This is a genomic window from Arenibacter nanhaiticus (genome assembly GCF_900141935.1).
Taxonomy (GTDB): domain Bacteria; phylum Bacteroidota; class Bacteroidia; order Flavobacteriales; family Flavobacteriaceae; genus Arenibacter; species Arenibacter nanhaiticus.
The window spans coordinates 114,910-133,398 of sequence record NZ_FQYX01000005.1 but is presented as its reverse complement, the minus strand read 5'-3'; the positions used below and the strand labels follow the sequence as shown (position 1 = coordinate 133,398).

General features: G+C 39.1%; 16 protein-coding genes. 11 read left to right on the top strand and 5 right to left on the bottom strand.

Annotated elements, in window-relative coordinates; all coding sequences use genetic code 11:
• Positions 1–53 precede the first annotated feature (53 nt).
• The gene (locus BUA16_RS05020) at positions 54–740 is read right to left on the bottom strand and encodes an LOG family protein (RefSeq protein ID WP_072763544.1); all 687 of its coding nucleotides are present in this window, start codon (positions 738–740) and stop codon (positions 54–56) included.
• Positions 741–832: 92 nt separating this feature from the next.
• Positions 833–3,667 carry an excinuclease ABC subunit UvrA gene (gene uvrA, locus BUA16_RS05015; RefSeq protein WP_072763543.1) on the bottom strand — a complete coding sequence of 945 codons (2,835 nt, stop codon included), beginning with the start codon at positions 3,665–3,667 and terminating at the stop codon, positions 833–835.
• A 123-nt stretch (positions 3,668–3,790) separates the two neighbouring features.
• On the opposite strand from uvrA, the gene BUA16_RS05010 reads away from it, so the two are divergent.
• The gene (locus tag BUA16_RS05010) at positions 3,791–4,318 is read left to right on the top strand and encodes a hypothetical protein (RefSeq protein ID WP_072763542.1); all 528 of its coding nucleotides are present in this window, start codon (positions 3,791–3,793) and stop codon (positions 4,316–4,318) included.
• A gap of 220 nt (positions 4,319–4,538) precedes the next feature.
• On the opposite strand, the gene BUA16_RS05005 is transcribed toward BUA16_RS05010, so the two are convergent.
• Together BUA16_RS05005 and BUA16_RS05000 are read right to left on the bottom strand one after the other, a co-directional pair.
• Positions 4,539–5,252, bottom strand: a complete 714-nt coding sequence (locus BUA16_RS05005; protein WP_072763541.1) for a TIGR03915 family putative DNA repair protein — start codon at positions 5,250–5,252, stop codon at positions 4,539–4,541.
• A gap of 2 nt (positions 5,253–5,254) precedes the next feature.
• Positions 5,255–5,443: a hypothetical protein gene (locus tag BUA16_RS05000; protein ID WP_072763540.1), complete on the bottom strand. Its 189-nt coding sequence runs from the start codon at positions 5,441–5,443 to the stop codon at positions 5,255–5,257.
• A 179-nt stretch (positions 5,444–5,622) separates the two neighbouring features.
• Between BUA16_RS05000 and BUA16_RS04995 the strand changes: the two genes are divergently transcribed.
• The 6 genes from BUA16_RS04995 to BUA16_RS04970 all read left to right on the top strand — a co-directional run bounded on the left by BUA16_RS04995 (position 5,623) and on the right by BUA16_RS04970 (position 13,577).
• Positions 5,623–6,390 (top strand): XRE family transcriptional regulator, encoded by a 768-nt coding sequence (locus tag BUA16_RS04995; protein ID WP_072763599.1) that lies wholly within the window; start codon positions 5,623–5,625, stop codon positions 6,388–6,390.
• Positions 6,391–6,917: 527 nt separating this feature from the next.
• Positions 6,918–8,897 carry a tetratricopeptide repeat-containing sensor histidine kinase gene (locus BUA16_RS04990; RefSeq protein ID WP_084668438.1) on the top strand — a complete coding sequence of 660 codons (1,980 nt, stop codon included), beginning with the start codon at positions 6,918–6,920 and terminating at the stop codon, positions 8,895–8,897.
• Positions 8,898–8,918: 21 nt separating this feature from the next.
• Positions 8,919–9,599 (top strand): metal-dependent hydrolase, encoded by a 681-nt coding sequence (locus BUA16_RS04985; protein ID WP_072763539.1) that lies wholly within the window; start codon positions 8,919–8,921, stop codon positions 9,597–9,599.
• Between the two features lie 912 nt (positions 9,600–10,511).
• Entirely contained in the window at positions 10,512–11,564 is a 1,053-nt protein-coding gene (locus BUA16_RS04980; RefSeq protein ID WP_072763538.1) for an o-succinylbenzoate synthase, read from the top strand.
• Positions 11,555–12,496 (top strand): CPBP family intramembrane glutamic endopeptidase, encoded by a 942-nt coding sequence (locus BUA16_RS04975; RefSeq protein WP_072763537.1) that lies wholly within the window; start codon positions 11,555–11,557, stop codon positions 12,494–12,496. The genes BUA16_RS04980 and BUA16_RS04975 overlap by 10 nt, the downstream gene beginning before the upstream one ends.
• 7 nt (positions 12,497–12,503) lie before the next feature.
• On the top strand, positions 12,504–13,577 hold the full coding sequence (locus BUA16_RS04970) for an AMP-binding protein (RefSeq protein WP_072763536.1): 1,074 nt from the start codon (positions 12,504–12,506) through the stop codon (positions 13,575–13,577).
• Positions 13,578–13,596: 19 nt separating this feature from the next.
• Here BUA16_RS04970 and BUA16_RS04965 read toward each other — a convergent pair whose 3' ends face one another.
• Entirely contained in the window at positions 13,597–15,225 is a 1,629-nt protein-coding gene (locus BUA16_RS04965) for an acyl-CoA carboxylase subunit beta (RefSeq protein WP_072763535.1), read from the bottom strand.
• Positions 15,226–15,298: 73 nt separating this feature from the next.
• Here BUA16_RS04965 and BUA16_RS19130 point away from each other — a divergent pair, with 73 nt between their 5' ends.
• From BUA16_RS19130 to ettA, 4 genes are all read left to right on the top strand, one after another.
• Positions 15,299–15,697 carry a Gfo/Idh/MocA family protein gene (locus BUA16_RS19130; RefSeq protein WP_317045384.1) on the top strand — a complete coding sequence of 133 codons (399 nt, stop codon included), beginning with the start codon at positions 15,299–15,301 and terminating at the stop codon, positions 15,695–15,697.
• Positions 15,698–15,709: 12 nt separating this feature from the next.
• The gene (locus BUA16_RS19125) at positions 15,710–16,282 is read left to right on the top strand and encodes a Gfo/Idh/MocA family protein (protein ID WP_317045383.1); all 573 of its coding nucleotides are present in this window, start codon (positions 15,710–15,712) and stop codon (positions 16,280–16,282) included.
• A 74-nt stretch (positions 16,283–16,356) separates the two neighbouring features.
• Positions 16,357–16,539, top strand: a complete 183-nt coding sequence (locus BUA16_RS04955) for a CAL67264 family membrane protein (protein ID WP_072763534.1) — start codon at positions 16,357–16,359, stop codon at positions 16,537–16,539.
• Positions 16,540–16,759: 220 nt separating this feature from the next.
• Entirely contained in the window at positions 16,760–18,451 is a 1,692-nt protein-coding gene (gene ettA, locus BUA16_RS04950) for an energy-dependent translational throttle protein EttA (protein ID WP_072763533.1), read from the top strand.
• Positions 18,452–18,489 lie beyond the last annotated feature (38 nt).

Genomic DNA, 18,489 nt, shown 5'->3' with positions numbered 1-18,489 from the left:
GGAATAAAAAACGAATGAATAGGTTGGTTTTGGTTTTCAAATAATGGTATTAATTAAAAATTTGGACTGAGAATGTTTCCTTTATAAAAGGCATCGATAATTTCTACAACCTCTTCCTCGGTATCTACGATTTTTATCAGATCTAAATCTTCAGCACTTATGTTTCCAATGGTCAGCATTGTTTTCTTAATCCATTCCATTAAGCCTTCCCAAAACTCGGTACCTACCAAAATAATTGGGAACAATTCTATTTTATGGGTTTGGATCAGGGTAATGGCTTCAAATAATTCATCAAGTGTACCAAAGCCTCCTGGCAAAACAACAAAGCCTTGTGAGTATTTGACGAACATTACTTTGCGAACAAAAAAATAGTCAAAATCTAAACTTTTGTCATTGTCTATATATGGATTGTTATGTTGCTCAAAAGGCAAATCTATATTGAGTCCAACCGATGTTCCGCCAGCCAAATGGGCTCCGCGGTTACCTGCCTCCATTATTCCAGGGCCACCACCTGTTATAATACCATATCCGGCTTCTGAAATGCTTTTAGAAATACTTGTGGCTAATTCATAATATTTATCTCCTGGTTTTGTCCTTGCCGATCCAAAAATGGAAACACAAGGGCCAATAGCGCTCATTTTTTCAAATCCATTGACAAATTCACCCATAATCTTAAAAAGGGCCCAAGAATCATTAGTTTTTATTTCGTTCCATCCTTTATGATGTCTTTCTTTTCTCATTCGTTTCGATGGGATTTTAAGTATTAATTAACCAAAAATTTTTGTAAGATAATATTCTACTAATTAACATATTTTTGAAGTTATAACCACTATTAGAGGCTTAATTCTTTCCTAAGAAACTTGGAAGTATAGCTTTTTTTGTCTTTTGCTACTTCTTCGGGAGTGCCTTTGGCTACTATCATACCACCCCCACGGCCACCCTCATAACCAATGTCTATGATATAATCTACTGTTTTGATAACATCTAAATTATGTTCTATGACAACAACGGTGTTCCCTTTGTCAGCCAGTTCGTTAAGTACGCCCATCAACACCCTAATATCTTCAAAATGAAGACCTGTAGTGGGTTCGTCTAAAATATAAAAAGTGTTTCCGGTGTCTCTTTTAGAAAGTTCCGTGGCCAATTTTATACGCTGGGCCTCTCCTCCCGATAAGGTTGTCGATTGCTGCCCTAAAGAGATGTAGCCTAGGCCTACATCTTGTATTGTTTTTAGTTTTCTGTATATTTTTGGGATGTTTTCGAAAAATTTCACCGATTCGTTGATGGTCATTTCCAACACGTCGGCGATAGATTTTCCTTTGTACCTAATTTCTAGGGTTTCTCTGTTAAAGCGTTTCCCGTTACAGGTTTCACACTCTACATAAACGTCGGGGAGAAAATTCATCTCAATAACCCTAAGACCTCCTCCTTGACAGGTTTCGCATCTACCGCCCTTTACATTGAAACTAAAACGCCCTGGCTTGTAGCCCCTTATAGCAGCTTCCTGGGTTTTGGTGAACAGGGAGCGGATTTCGCTAAACACTCCAGTGTAGGTAGCGGGATTAGAACGGGGTGTTCTTCCAATTGGAGATTGATTGATGTCTATTACCTTATCGATGTGTTCAAGGCCGGTAATTTTTTTATACGGCATGGGTTTCTTCACCCCGTTAAAATAATAGGCATTCAGAATAGGGTATAGGGTTTCATTGATTAAGGTAGATTTTCCACTGCCCGAAACACCGGTAATTCCAATCATTTTTCCTAAAGGAAGGCTAACCGAAACATTTTTTAAATTATTACCGGTACAGCCTGTTAAAACAATGTTTTTTCCATTGCCTTTTCTTCGAGTCTTGGGGACTTCTATTTGTAATTTCCCAGTAATGTAATCTGCCGTAAGCGTGTGTTGCTTGATCAGGTCGGCCGGTTTTCCTTGTGAGATAATCTCGCCACCGTGTTTTCCGGCCCTTGGGCCTATATCGATCACATGGTCTGCGCGTTCTATCATATCGCGGTCATGTTCTACAACTAATACAGAGTTCCCTAAGTCGCGCAAAGCTTCCAAAGACTTTATCAGGCGTTCATTATCTCTTTGATGCAGTCCAATGGAAGGTTCGTCTAAAATATAAAGAACCCCTACCAGTTGTGAGCCTATCTGTGTCGCTAGTCTGATCCGCTGGGCTTCCCCACCAGAAAGGGATTTGCTGCTGCGTCCTAAAGAAAGGTAATCCAAGCCTACATCTAATAAAAACTGAATCCTAGACCGAATTTCTTTTAAAATTTCTTCTGCAATTTTTAGTTGGGTGCTATCCAGTTCTTTTTCAAGTCCATTAAAAAAATCGGCCAATTCCCTAATATCCAAATTCGAAAGTTCGGCAATATTCTTTTCGGAAATTTTAAAATTTAAAGAGGCTTTTTGTAATCGGCTGCCATGGCAGTTCGGACATTCAATTTTGTCCATATATTCCTTGGCCCAACGTTTAATAGTGGTTGAGCTAGCTTCGTTAAACTGGCTTTTTATAAAATGGGCAATGCCTTCGTAGTCTATTTTGTAGGTACGCTTAACACCAAGAGTCTTGGAATCTACCTCAAAGCTTTCCTTTCCGCCATAAAGCAATATTTCTATCGCCGCTTCGGGGATTTTTGAGATAGGCTCGGCCATGTCAAAGTTGTAGCGTTGCGCTATGGTTTCGATCTGCTTAAAGGCCCATGATTTTTTGTAAGCTCCCAAAGGAGCAATGCCACCACTGCTAATGGAAAGTTTTTTGTCGGGGAAAATTTTGTGCTCATTAATTTCAAAAACATGGCCCAGACCATTACAATCCGGACACATTCCTTTTGGTGAGTTAAAAGAAAAGGTGTTGGGCTCAGGGGATGGGTAAGAGATACCAGTGGTAGGGCACATTAAATCCCTGCTAAAATATCGCGGCTCATCTCGGCCTTCCTCCAAAACCATCAAAACATTATCGCCACTGTACATCGCCGTATTGATAGTTTCGGAAATGCGTTTGTCCAAGTCTGAATTTTCAATGATTTTAAGGCGATCAATGACAATTTCAATATCATGGGTCTTATAACGGTCCACTTTCATGCCTTTTACAATATCCTTGATTTCACCATCTATCCTTACCTTGACAAACCCTTGTTTTGCGATTTGTTCAAAAAGTTCGCGGTAATGCCCTTTCCTAGATTTAATCACTGGGGCCAATACATTTATTTTTTTGCCTTTGTACGATGATATGATCAATTCTTTGATCTGTTCATCGTTATAACTGACCATTTTTTCTCCAGTATTATAACTGTAAGCATCTGCGGCACGAGCATACAATAGCCTTAGGAAATCGTAAATTTCGGTGATGGTACCAACAGTGGAGCGGGGCGATTTAGAGGTGGTTTTTTGCTCAATAGCAATTACCGGAGAAAGTCCGTCTATTTTATCCACATCCGGTCGCTCCAAGCCTCCTAAAAACTGACGGGCATAGGCAGAAAAGGTTTCTATATACCTACGTTGCCCTTCGGCATATATGGTGTCAAAGGCTAAAGAGGACTTTCCACTGCCCGATAGTCCAGTGATCACAACGAGTTTCTCCCTAGGAATGGTAACATCTATATTTTTAAGGTTATGTACGCGAGCACCTTTAACCTCTATATTTTCTTCGTAATTAATCATGGGCTTTCGTAAAGATGCGAAGTTACGATATTGACCTCTAATTATGAAGTTGAGCCTCTGTAGAATTTTGTGGTTTAAATGCTTAGCGATACATTAGCGATTCAAATTTTAAAATTAAAATAGATGCAGCTTTTAGGAATCGGTTCGCGCATACAGCACAAGGAATTTGGTAAAGGAGTAGTTACCAATGTAACCTCTAAACATTATTGGGTAACCTTTATTGAAAACGGTTTGGAGACAATTGATTTAAATGCCGATTTTGAAATTGTCGAAAGTGTTGAAGACGCGGTAGATACCATTAGTTTTTCGGAAGTAGAGCAGTCATTAATTTCTATCTTAAGACGGTGGAGCGACACGAGTGCGATAACCCCGATAGCAGATAAGTGGAAAGGAGGTTCCCTGATTTTAAAACCTGGAGACGCCAAGTTGTCCGAAAAGGAAATTCCATTGGATGCCTTCTTTCATAAAATTGTAATGGTACGCGACAGGATAAGGGTAATGGAACAGAAAATAAATAGCAGCAAGAATTTAAACGATCAGGAAAAAGTAGATCTTCAACAATATATTACCCGCATCTATGGTAGCCTCACGACCTTTAATGTGCTTTTTAAAAACCCGAGTGACAATTTTGTAGGAGAAAAAAGTAAGTAAGCCCAGTTGGGATTTCGGTTTTAGGTCTTGAAGGGCCAAATAGAGTAGTACTAAAAACGGAGATAAATTGGTCCGAATTGCAGCGCTAATGGCAGAAGAGGTCTATAGCGAGGTTATAATGAGACCTGTTTATTACGCTTCCTGTCCCTAAAAAAATAACCGCTAAAAATTATGGAAGAATAAGATTTAAAAATTACAAAAGGCTCAAGTTTGACCAAATTTATACCGCGGCTTTTTGATTTGAATTTTTGAAATTCGCTCTTCTAGAAAATGGATAGGGGACCGTTTTTGTAATCAACGGTTTGAGTGGTTTTGAGGAAGATTGTGTTTTGAAAAAATCAGTCGGAATTTCCATAGAAATGTGGCTTATGGTGAGCAGATTATAAAAAAGGGCATATTTTCTTTTATTATCGTAGATAAGGAATTCTTTGCCTGGAAATTTTGACCGGTAGTATCTCGATAACAAAGGGAGAACATCGTGGTAAGGGGTAACTGCCGTGTAGTGAATTTGATCTTGGGAATCTTTAAAGGTGGCAATTGCCTCAATACGGTGCTTTTCTCTTGCCACCATGCCAGCATATTGGTGTAGTTTTAAAAACACATCCTTTATGGCTTCGGAAGATATCTTTGCCTCACCAAAAAACATGTGGTGGATATATTGGTAAAGCAGAAATTCTATGCCTGTTTTTTCACTTAAATATGCAAAGTATATGGTCTTTAGGGCAGTCCTGTCCTTTTTTTGAATTCCGTCCCAAACACGTTTGGCCTTGTCTGACTGCAATTGGACCGTTTCTGTTTCTGAAAAAAGGCCTTTTTGGATATCGCGTTGTTTTTGGATATCGGAAACATTTAAATTTTCTTTAAAAGACTTAAATATAACGGTTAAAAATCCGTTAAAACCTCCTTCGTACATTAAAGTTTTTGCCTTTTCCATAACTAGTCGAATAAATTAAGCTGTATGCTATCTTTTTTTGTTGCCTTGCTAATAGTGCTCTTACTTCTTGGCTTTTTGGCGGATTGTATCTCTTTTTTGGATGTAGAAACAGCTTCTGACGAATTGTTTTCGTCCTGCATTCCTGAAAATACCAAGAAGTTTAAAGTTTGTTGAATATCATTACAAGTCATAAGGCATAATTTGTAGATAATCCAAATTTATGGAAAAATTCCGAATAATGGATATAGTCCAAAATTATTTTTGGATTATATCCAAAAGATGTATATTTGGGCAACGGATGATTAGAAGTAACAAGCTTGTAAATTGGCGCAAAGGGGTGTCGATAAACTGGCATAAAATTATATATGGTATGAATGACGATATGGAAATTGCAATAAAACGATTCTCTGAAATCCGAAGGGAATTGGGATATACACAGGCTGAATTTGCAACATTACTGGGAGTTTCCAATACTACTGCCGATATAGAACGCGGGCGAACCAAGCTGTCGGGAAAAGTGGTGGCCGAATTGTTGAAGCAATTTAAAATTAATCCCCTTTGGCTTTTTGGAGAAAACACCCAGAAATATTTAGCTACTTCAACAGTCAGTTTTATACCAAAAGTGGTAACCGTAGATTCCTCTGAAAAAGAAAATATAGTCTTGGTGAACGCTAAGGCAGCAGCAGGATATCCTCAAAATATACAGGATGTAAGTTGGTACCGGCAATTACCGGCTTTCGATATCCCTTTACCAGAATTCCGAAATGCTTCTTATCGGGGTTTTCAAATAGAAGGCGATAGTATGTTACCAAACCTAAGGCCGGGTGAATGGGTGCTGGCCAAAGCAGTAGAAGGTTTGCAGGCTATCAGTGCCAATAAAATGTATGTCGTGGTCCTACATGATGCTGTATTGGTGAAAAAAATAGAAAAAACGCCCAACCCTATGGAGATTTCCCTGATTTCCCTAAACGAAAACTATCCGCCCTACAGTATTAAAATCGATCAGATACAAGAACTTTGGCAGGTTAGTAGTAAAATAACCTTCGGAGTAGATGCCACTTCCGAAAGAGGACTGTTGAAACAATTGCAGGAATCTATGGAGGAGCTAAAAAATCAACTGAAAAACGTCAAAAATTAGCCCAGTAACCTGTTAAATGATAAGGGGGGCATGTATTTAAGAATAAAAGCGCTGTTTTTATGCAAATTATGGTCAAGATTGGCTAAAGACACTATCGATGAAATACATATAAATTCGACTAAAATATCTTTCGGCCCGAATTCTTCCTTTTTTACCACAATAAATGGTAATTATACAACAATATGAAGCACTTATAAGATCTAGTTTATATTTTTAACTCGAATTGGATTCCCAAAATCTTGTCAAAAATTAAAAAGTGGTTTCTATTGAAGTGTCTTTTTAATTTCTACTTATGCTCCATAGCAGCAGTTTCTGTAGGTTTATAGAAACCTATAGAGCAACTATATAGAATTATAGTTGTTCGGACTCAATGCAAAACCTGATAAGGGTTGGATTAAACCTTTCTTTTGCAATAAATTGTCTTGGAGCTGGTTTTATACGTATCGGTAATTTGGTTTACTGATATCTTTTTTGGTGTGACTGCTGGTTTTGTAGGTCATTACCACTAATTATGTAGAAATTAATTCATGGACAACAACGGTAGGGTAAATGTTGCTTTTAGAAAAGTATTGAAGAGTATGCTCTTTTTAATACTGGCTATGAGCTATTCCTATGCTCAAGTCTCTATCCCAGAACAAAGCCTAATTCAAGAATTTCAGAACATTACCACCCCAGAAAAAAGATTGCAGTTTTTCTTTAATATCCCAAACCGCTATTCAGAGAATTCAGCCTATGATTGGCAAGCCAAAGTAAATGTATACCACACTAATTCACTGAAGGTAAATGACAGCCTAGGCACAATGAAGTATGAGCTTATGCATGCCCAACTTTTTTACGATATTGGCGATTATAGCAAAAGTGTTGCCATAGCCAAAGACCTCTATAAAAACAAAGCGCATTTTGATGAGCCTACCAAAAGTATCCTTCTGGATTTAATAGATCATAATTATGCCAAATTAGGGCTTTACGATAGGCAGTTCGAAATAAGAGAGGAGAAACTAAGGCTGGGGCTTACCGATAAAATTGTTTTTTATGATATCTATTCCAATTTGGGTCTCCATCGAAAGGCTATGGAAGATTACATTAAAGACATGCTGAAAACCGTTCGGGAAGGTGACTATTATGCCCAGGCCGAATATTTGAACAATATAGGGACCTATTTGCTTTTAGATATGTCTACAGCGGTTGCCTTGACCAATTTTAAACAAGCAAAAGGATTTATAGATGTGTATTTAAATGATATAAGTCGACAAAAGTCCGAACAAGAACTTATTAAGGGCAACTACCTTAAGGGGATTATAAAAGGAAATATAGGCAAGTGTTACGCCCGGTTAAAAGAATACGATATCGCTGCCCTAGAGCTAGAGAGTGCCATAGCTATTATTGGGGAATATAGTTCCAATAAATATTCTTCCGAAAAAAATGAGAACTCCTTAGAATTGGCGGATGTCTATTTGCAGCAAGAGGAATTTGAAAAAGCCAAAAAACTTCTTTTATATGGCGATTATCCTGTAAAAGTTCAAAATATTATAAAAAGGAATCGACTCTTGGCGGCGTATTATGATAAAATCGGCGATTTTAAAAATGCTACAGAGTATCTAAAAAGAACAGTAAAAATACGGGATTCCCTAAACCAAAGTGATGCTGGTCTAAAAAAACAACAATTGGCTGCGGTAGCAGGACAGGAAATTGAGTATTCCAAAAGGTTAATGGATGAGCAGAAAATTGCCCTTGAAGAATCTAGAAGCGAAATGCAGGCAAAGGACGAACGTATAAATATTGTATTTATTTCTTTGGTGTTTACCTTATTGGGGTTTGCTGCTGTGGTGTATGCCTATCTAAAAAGTATAAAAACACAACGCCTGATTGCAGAACAAAAACAAATAATAGAATCGGCCCTGATAGAGAAGGATTCACTGTTGAAAGAAATTCACCATAGGGTAAAGAACAATCTTCAAATGGTTTCTAGTTTGTTGAGTCTGCAAACCAAAAACACCAAAAGCAAGGCCGCTATTCAAGCTTTGGAAGAAGGGAAAACAAGGGTGAAAGCCATGGCCTTAATACACCAGAAACTATATCAAAACGATGATCTTTCGGTCATCGAAATGCAAGAATATATCGAAAGCCTCATCAATAGTGTGCAATCGGTATATAAAAAAGGGGGTCATAATATAAATATATTTATAGACGCAGAAGGGGTCGAGTTAGATATTGATAGAGCTATTCCGTTTGGACTTATATTGAACGAACTTGTTTCTAACTCCTTTAAATATGCCTTTCCTGATAATGATGAGAACGGCAAAATTCATATCCATTTAAGTAAAAACGGTGAGAAGGGGTATTTTGAATATACGGATAACGGAATTGGTTTGCCAGAGGATAGTAGTGAAAGAGCTAATTCCTCTATGGGGATAAGGCTTATGAATCGTTTGGTAAATCAATTACAGTCTACACTAAACATCGATAAAACTAAGGAAGGAGTTCGTTTTTGGTTCAATTTTAAATAACTTTGAGGAAAAACAAATTCTATGAAAATTACCTTTCTAGGACATGCCTCCCTAATGATTTTGGCCGATGGTAAAAAATTATTGGTAGATCCATTTATTTCTGGCAACGAAAAAGTGGCCGGAAAAGTAACGCTCGATGATTTGGACCCGGATTATATTCTGGTAACCCATGCCCATCAAGACCATACCTTGGATGTAGAACAGATCGCTAAAAATACGAACGCCGTGGTCATTAGTAACTACGAGATTGCTACCCATTACGGGAATAAAGGAATTAAAGTACATCCTATGAACCATGGGGGTAGTTTCGATTTTGATTTTGGAAGCCTTAAGTACGTTAATGCTGTCCATACTTCTTCCTTTCCGGATGGATCTTACGGTGGTCAGCCAGGCGGATTTATAATTTCTTCTAAAGGAAAACAGCTCTATATTGCTGGAGATACGGCATTGACCATGGATATGAAATTAATTCCATTGTCCCACAGCTTAGATTTGGCAGTGCTGCCTATTGGGGATAATTTTACGATGGGTATTAAAGATGCCGTGATGGCATCGGACTTTATAGAATGCGATAAGGTTTTAGGGTACCATTACGATACTTTCGGGTACATTGTCATAGATCAAAAAGATGCCCTAAAACAGTTTTCTGATGCCGGAAAAGAATTGCTGTTACCAAAAATAGGGGAGTCCGTGATGGTGTAAGAAAGATTTGGTTTAAGGTATAACACAGATCAGGAGCAAAATCTGGTTCTTAATGAAGATATCATTTTATTATATTTGAAATGAGCATGACCGTAACTGGTCGTAAATAGGACTTTAGTTATGCGAATTTTATATGACCGCTAAAAAGCAATAAACGTCTGTATATGAATATCTGATAGATGACAAAGTCAATACCCTTGTTTACCGTTTATTGGCTGCTTTTTTGGGCGTTCCCTCCTTCGTCGGGCGGGCGCTTCGCTATATCCCTCGCTCCACTTCGGGGATGCCGCTGCGATCCCTAACGCTTTTCAGTGAACAGCTAACAATAATCAATTAAAAATAAATAATACTTGGGAAACCAAGGGGGAAAAAGGATCAAGGAAAGCTGTTTGCAAAGCAGGGGGCAGATAAAATTCAGGCCCAACCTGTAAGCTAGATGCTATAGGGATGTTTAATTTTATAAGGCTACCCTACCACACTTCTTTGTAATTTATAGGATGCCCTTATGTTAAAGACCATTTTATCACGTCAATAACATAAGGGCATACCTTTTTTTTGTTGGATTCCAGCAATTGAATACCCTGAATCTGTTGGTAACTATGATCGACTAAAAAAGCTAAAAAAAGTTTTTTTTAAGCACCAGGTAACAATGTCACTTGACATAGATAATGGCATAAAAAGGGCTGTCGTAGGGTCTTGGGGATTCTTGCTTTAATAATGCTTCTTTCCTTCTTTGTAAGAATTAAAATATCCCTAAATTTGGCTTTTATAGGCCTTTCAGAAATCTATATAACTAAGATGCGGAACAAGAAACAGCTTCATGGGAAATGAACATGACCTAAGACTTGTGGCAAAAGACAATTTTAGCTATGTAAATTATATATGACCGTTAAAAAACAATAATAGCTCCATATGAAAGCTAGTTACAAAAAATACGTTTTAAACTTTAAAAATCCCAGTGGTACTTCTAGAGGAATATTGGTACAAAAAGAAACCTGGTTTATTATTCTTCATAAAAATGGAAAATTCGGCATTGGGGAATGTGGTCTATTAAAAGGCTTGAGTGCCGATGACCGTCCAGAGTATGAGGAGGTTTTGCAATGGACCTGTGATAATGTGGACTTGGGAAAAGAAGCGCTTTGGGATAAGTTGCTCCCTTATCCAAGCATTCAATTTGGGGTAGAACAGGCTTTCTTGTCCCTGAATGCTGCTAATCCTTTTCTATTGTTTCCTTCAGAATTCACCGCTAAAGAAAAAAGTATTCCCATAAACGGTCTCATATGGATGGGAGATGAAAAGTTTATGCACCAACAAATACAGGAGAAACTGAAACAAGGTTTTAACTGTATAAAGATGAAGGTGGGGGCTATTGATTTTGAGCGTGAACTATTGCTTTTACAAGCGATAAGAAAAGAATATAGCGAGCAAGAAATTTCCCTTCGGGTCGATGCTAATGGCGCCTTCTCGCCAGAAGAAGCCTTGGGGAAATTGCAGCGCCTGTCCAAATATAATTTGCATTCCATAGAACAGCCTATAAAGGCGGGAAACCCTCTTGCAATGAGGGAATTATGTGAAAACTCACCATTGCCTATTGCTCTGGATGAAGAACTTATAGGGGTTTCCGATGTAACAAAAAAGGAAGAACTGCTACAAACCATTCGGCCTCCCTATATTATTCTAAAACCTAGTTTGGTTGGGGGTTTTAAAGGCAGTGAGCAATGGATAGATATAGCAGAAAAACTAGGAATTCAATGGTGGGTTACCAGTGCACTGGAAAGCAATATAGGGCTAAATGCCATTGCACAATGGACCTACACCTTAAAGAATACTTTGCCGCAGGGATTGGGGACCGGCAGCCTGTACACTAATAATATAGATAGCCCTTTAACAGTTGGGAATGGGGCCATCAGTTACGATAAAAATAAAAATTGGAACACAAAATTAATAGAGGAAATATGTATATAGAACAAGGGTATAAAGGGAATCACGAATCATGGCGCTACATTGTAGGAGTGCTCCTTGTATTTTTAGGGTGGCAGGTTATAGGGGCTATACCTCTTGTGGGTGTTGTAATTTTTAAATCTTTGGGTGGTGATGAGATACCGATGGATCTCACTCAGATGTCCCAAGTTATCGGTACCAATCTATTTTTGTTTTTAATGCTGCTTTCCTTTGCCTTTGGCCTGGTAGCAACCTTTATTAGTTGCAAATTTTTGCACAACCAAAGCTTGGTGTCCCTGACTACTTCTAGGAAAAAAGTAGATTGGAAAAGAGTATTTTTTGCATTCGGACTCTGGGCCGTGATTACAGTAGTGATTATGGGTGTTGATATTTATTTGTCTCCAGATGATTATACCTTTAATTTTGAATTACAGCCATTTTTGATACTCCTAGTAATATCAGTGCTGCTGATTCCGATCCAAACAAGTTTTGAGGAATATTTTATGCGAGGATATCTGATGCAAGGTCTGGGCTTAATAGCCCGGAATAGGTGGTTTCCCTTGGTGATTACCTCTTCTGTTTTTGGATTGCTACATCTATTCAATCCCGAAGTAGAAAAACTAGGTATTGGAATTATGGTGTATTATATAGGGACGGGGTTTTTTCTAGGCATTTTAACTCTAATGGATGAAGGCTTGGAGTTGGCCATAGGTTTTCATGCCGCCAATAATTTAATAACAGCCTTATTGGTCACGGCCGATTGGACAGCCTTCCAGACCAATTCTATTTTTAGGGATATTTCAGAACCGGAACTGGGATGGGACGTGTTTGTGCCTGTATTGGTAGTGTATCCTATTTTACTCTTTGTTTTTTCTAAAAAATACGGTTGGAACAATTGGAAAGAGCGTCTTACTGGAAAAGTGATGCCACAGGAGCAATTCTTAACAGAAAATTAATCAGATCATGGCCTACCATATGGTTCATCCGAAATTTAAATTTAACGGCCACGCTTGTAAGGGGGCCGATTTAAAAGAACTAGGCTATTCCTTGGTAAAAGAAGGAGCGGACTTTGAAAAGGTTATAGGTGATTTTTTATTGGATTGGTGTGACGGTTCCCCAATGATTCCAGTACATACCTCGGGATCTACCGGGGCACCTAAAAAAGTTTTCCTTGAAAAAATAAAGATGTACAATTCTGCCATGGCTACCGGAGGTTTTTTTAATCTAGGACCGGGAACAAAGGCATTGCATTGCATGCCAAGCAGTTTTATAGCAGGTAAAATGATGCTGGTAAGAGCCATGGTGTTGGGTTGGGAAATAACATGTGTTCCGCCAAGTTCAAGACCGCTGATTCCCAGTGGTGTATATTATGATTTTTCGGCTATGATTCCCTTGCAATTGGAGAATTCCTTGGATAAAATAAGCCAAATAGGAGTTGTGATTATTGGAGGGGCACCGATGTCGATAGAACTGAAAAACAGTGTTCAATACATCAATACCCATATCTATGAGACTTATGGGATGACCGAGACCATAACCCATATCGCGGCAAAGAGAATCAATGATACGGCCAGGGAAGGCAGTGGTAATTTTATAGCCCTTCCACAAGTGTCCTTGGCAACGGACAATAGAAATTGCCTGGTGATCGATGCGCCCCAAATATCCAACGAAAAGGTGATAACAAATGATGTGGTGCACCTTGTTTCGGATACCGAATTCCAATGGTTGGGAAGATTCGATAATATAATAAATTCAGGGGGAATCAAATTGGTGCCAGAGCAAATAGAAACCAAATTGTCCGAATTGATATCGTCAAGGTTCTTTGTGGCCGGGATTCCAGACAAAACTTTGGGTCAAAAATTAGTGCTGGTAGTAGAAGGGAATAGGGGTGTCGAAGCGCTTTGGCAAGGAATTAAATCGCTGCACACACTTACCAAATTTGAAATACCCAAGGAGATTTTTTCCGTCCATGAATTTGTAGAAACAAAAAATGGCAAGGTGCAAAGGGTAAAAACCTTGCACCTTGCCATGGCTTAAGTGGTTCTAAAAAGGTGTGTTACACCTGAAGAACCCCCATATTAAATGGCTTTTCGATTGGCGCATGGTTCGCTGCTTCAATTCCCATGGAAATCCATTTCCTAGTGTCCAAAGGATCAATTACGGCGTCTGTCCATAGACGGGAAGCCGCGTAATAAGGAGATATTTGGTGATCATATCGGGCCTTTATCTTGTTAAAAAGTTCTGCTTCTTTTTCCGGAGTAATAGTTTCTCCCTTTTTCTTAAGAGAGGCAGTTTCTATTTGCAACAATACCTTGGCGGCCGAATTTCCGCTCATTACGGCAAGTTCGGCACTGGGCCAAGCTACAATAAGCCTAGGATCGTACGCCTTGCCACACATGGCATAATTTCCTGCGCCATAACTGTTGCCTACCACAATGGTAAATTTAGGTACTACAGAGTTGCTTACAGCGTTGACCATCTTGGCTCCGTCCTTAATAATGCCACCATGTTCGCTTTTACTCCCTACCATAAACCCCGTTACATCTTGTAAAAACACTAATGGTATTTTCTTTTGGTTGCAATTGGCAATAAAACGGGTTGCCTTATCGGCAGATTCAGAATAGATAACCCCCCCAAAGCGCATTTCTCCCTTGGTAGTTTTCACCACCTTGCGTTGGTTGGCCACAATACCCACGGCCCAGCCATCTATACGGGCGTAACCGGTGAGTATGGTTTTTCCATACCCTTCCTTGTATTGTTCAAATTGGGAATCGTCTACCAATCGCTTAATAATTTCGAGCATATCATATTGGTCCGATCGAGACTTAGGGAGGATACCATATATGTCCTCCTCCTTTAAAGCAGGTTTTATAGCCGCCTTTCTATTGTAACCTGCCTTGTCAAAATCGCCTATTTTGTCCATTATATTTTTAATGGTATCCAGGGCGTGTTTATCGTCCTTTGCCTTGTAATCAGTTACCCCGCTAATTTCGCAATGGGTACTTGCCCCACCAAGGGTTTCATTGTCTATGACTTCCCCAATGGCGGCTTTCACTAAATAACTGCCCGCTAAAAATATACTGGCAGTTTTGTTTACGATCAAAGCCTCATCGCTCATAATTGGCAGATAAGCTCCACCGGCAACACAACTGCCCATGACGGCCGAAATTTGCGTAATACCCATACTGCTCATCACGGCATTGTTTCTGAAAATTCTTCCAAAATGTTCCTTGTCCGGGAAAATTTCATCCTGCATAGGAAGGTATACCCCAGCACTGTCTACCAAGTAAATGATAGGCAGGCGGTTTTCTATGGCAATTTCTTGAGCGCGTAGGTTTTTTTTTGCAGTAATAGGGAACCAAGCGCCGGCTTTAACCGTAGCATCATTGGCAACCACTATACATTGTTGGCCCTTGACAAAGCCTATTTTTATCACTACACCGCCAGAAGGACACCCACCATGTTCCTCATACATACCATCACCAACAAAGGCACCTACCTCAATAGAATCCCTGTCCTTGTCTAGTAGGTAATCTATTCGCTCCCTTGCTGTTAGCTTGCCAAGAGCGTGTTGTTTTTCTATGCGGCCCTTACCGCCGCCCATATATACCTTTGCTAATTTTTTATTAAGTCCCGAAAGAAGAAGTTTATTGTGATCTTCGTTTTTATTGAAGTTGATATCCATTCTTATTATAGTTTCTATAAGGCAATAAAGATAAGGAGTAATATTGATTAACTTTGACAAAATGAATTGCAAAATGGGACAAAAAATACGTTGGGGAATTATTGGTTTAGGTAATATAGCACATAATTTTGTGAAGGACCTTGCCATGGTGAACGATGCCGAAATTATCGCAGTAGCATCGAGAAATATAGAAAAGGCAAACCAGTTTGCTTCCCAATATCATGTAAAACAGGCTTTTGGGAGTTATGAATCTTTATTGCAGTGTGAAGAAGTAGATGTGGTATATATTGCGACTCCCCATACCTTCCATGTCAGTGTTGCACTCATGGCCATGAACTACAAAAAGAATGTACTTTGTGAGAAACCATTAGGGGTAAATAAGGATGAAGTAGAAAGGATGATTGCCTGTGCCAGAGAAAATAAAGTGTTTTTAATGGAGGCTCTTTGGAGTAGGTTTAACCCTGCTATTTAGAAAGTAAAACAGTTGGTAGACAACAAAGAGATAGGCGATATTGCTTTTGTACATGCCGATTTTGCCTTTTATGCCATGGATCGGGATTTAAAGGGAAGGGTGATGAATCCAGAACTGGCCGGTGGCTCTCTTCTTGATGTTGGAATTTATCCTGCTTTTCTATCCTATATACTACTTGGTGTTCCGGAGGAAGTCTTGTCAACCTCTAGTTTTCATGAGAATGGTGTGGAAGTACAAACGTCCATGATTTTTAAATATCCCCAAGCACAGGCCATATTGTATTCGGGTTTTAATAGTAAATCTTCTATGAAAGCCGAAATTTCTGGAGAAAAAGGTGTTATCTGTATACAGCCCAGATGGCATGAGGCACAGGGGTATAGCGTAGAAAAAAATAATGAGATAGAAGTTTTTCCAATACCAACCGAAGGAAGAGGGTATTATTATGAAATCATGGAGGTAAACGATTGTATTAGGCAGGGAAAATTGAAGAGTGACCTTTGGAGTCATCAAAATAGTTTGGATTTAATAGGGATATTGGATTTGGTGCGCAGCCAAAGCGGAATCGTCTTTCCTTTTGAACGCTAAAGTTTTCGTTTTAGAAGGATGTTATTATCTAAAAATTACGATATTTGAACGCTACAAATTAAACCAATTAAAAGATGGGAATGAATAAGAACACAGTACTTGCTTGGGCAACCTTTATTATGATAGTCGTAGGTCTGGCACTTATTGCCTTAGGGGCTTTTAGATACGATGATGTCGCAGGATGGGGATTTGCCTCGGTAGGCATTGGTTTCTTTGCAATTGCTTGGGTTTTTAATGCGCTAAAAGGAAGAGTGTAAGTACAGGGTGCAATTTCCGGTCTAAGGCAATTAGGTGCCTACTAGGTATGCGTTAATAGTTCCAGAAGTAAGGAGTTTACCACTTCTATTCTGTGGAGATCGTGCTATGGCCAGAAATTAAATCCATAATGATATGCCATTACTGTCCTAAGTGTTAAAACTATAAATGAGTAATTTCAAAACGAACAAAACAAAATTAAAATTTTAAACAACTAAAATTATGTCAGACGACAAGAAAGTGATTTTCTCCATGTCTGGGGTTACGAAAACGTATAAGACTGCGAATACTCCAGTATTAAAGAATATATATTTAAGTTTCTTTTATGGCGCCAAAATTGGAATTTTAGGACTTAACGGTTCTGGTAAATCCACCTTGTTAAAAATTATTGCCGGGGTAGACAAAAACTTCCAAGGTGATGTCGTTTTTTCGCCAGGGTATAAAGTAGGGTACTTGGAACAGGAGCCCCAATTGGACGAGAACAAGACAGTATTGGAAATAGTCAAAGAAGGTGTTGCCGAAACCGTTGCTATCTTGGACGAGTACAACAAGATAAACGATATGTTTGGCCTGCCCGAAGTTTATGAGGATGCAGATAAAATGCAAAAACTTATGGACAAACAGGCAGAACTGCAGGATAAAATTGACGCCTCCAATGCTTGGGAACTCGACACCAAGTTAGAAATAGCGATGGATGCCTTGCGTACGCCCGATGGAGATAAGAAAATTAGCGTTCTTTCTGGAGGGGAAAAAAGACGTGTGGCCCTTTGTCGATTGTTGTTGCAAGAGCCAGAAATATTATTGCTCGATGAGCCTACCAACCACTTGGATGCCGAGTCGGTACATTGGTTAGAGCATCATTTGGCGGAATATAAGGGAACGGTAATTGCCGTAACCCACGATAGATACTTCTTGGATAACGTTGCTGGTTGGATTTTAGAATTGGATAGAGGCGAGGGTATTCCTTGGAAAGGAAATTACTCAAGCTGGTTAGATCAGAAATCTAAGCGTATGGCCGAAGAGAGCAAAACAGCTTCTAAACGCCAGAAAATCTTGGAAAGAGAGCTCGATTGGGTACGTCAGGGAGCAAAAGGACGCCAAACCAAACAAAAGGCCCGTTTGCAGAACTATGACAAATTAATGAGTCAGGATCAAAAACAATTGGATGAGAAATTGGAGATTTATATCCCCAATGGCCCAAGATTGGGAACCAATGTTATTGAAGCCGTAGGGGTAAGTAAGGCCTATGACGATAAATTGCTCTATGAAGATTTGAATTTTAAACTTCCACAGGCGGGAATAGTAGGGGTTATCGGACCTAACGGTGCTGGTAAGACAACTATTTTTAGAATGATAATGGGAGAGGAGACCCCTAATAAAGGTGAGTTTATCGTGGGTGAAACAGCTAAGATAGCCTACGTAGATCAGAGCCATTCAAATATTGATCCTGAGAAAACTATATGGCAGAACTTTAGCGATGAGCAAGAGCTGATTATGATGGCTGGTAGACAAGTGAACTCAAGAGCCTATTTAAGTCGTTTTAATTTTTCGGGAAGTGAACAAAACAAGAAAGTAAGCATGCTTTCTGGTGGGGAACGTAACCGTTTGCACTTGGCCATGACTTTAAAAGAAGAAGGTAACGTGTTGCTGTTAGATGAGCCTACCAACGACTTGGACGTGAATACCTTGCGAGCTTTAGAAGAAGGTTTGGAGAATTTTGCCGGATGTGCGGTAGTGATTTCCCACGACCGTTGGTTTTTAGATAGGATCTGTACCCATATTTTGGCCTTCGAAGGGGATTCTCAAGTGTATTTCTTTGAAGGGTCGTTCTCGGAATATGAAGAAAACAAAAAGAAACGTTTGGGCGGCGATTTAATCCCTAAGCGACTTAAATATAAAAAGTTAATTAGATAATAGTCCCTGTAACTTTAATACCGCGGATCCCTGATTTT